Genomic DNA, 222 nt, shown 5'->3' with positions numbered 1-222 from the left:
ATGAAGCTCATTAATACCACCAATAGTCATGCTGTACTGGTCAAAAGCCAACTTGCCAGCACTGACGCCTTGCTTGTCGAGGTTTATTCCGCGGGCAATACCGATGTCGTTTTTACACAGGCCCCAACACACTATGAATTATTGATCAGTAACAAACACCGAGCTATTCGTGAAACTGAAGTAGAAAAAATTCGTGAGTTCTTTTTAAAACGTAAGATTGAT

Annotated in this window: 1 protein-coding gene; it reads left to right on the top strand. The window is 41.0% G+C overall.

Annotated features, from left to right (window positions below; genetic code table 11):
* Positions 1 to 222 (top strand): DUF1827 family protein (locus HMPREF2893_RS10445; RefSeq protein ID WP_070676047.1); only part of this gene is annotated, 222 nt, incomplete at its 3' end.

The organism is Streptococcus sp. HMSC072C09, assembly GCF_001813105.1.
Lineage (GTDB): Bacteria > Bacillota > Bacilli > Lactobacillales > Streptococcaceae > Streptococcus.
Note: the sequence above shows the minus strand (reverse complement) of the source record. Positions and strands in the feature narration are given on the sequence as shown.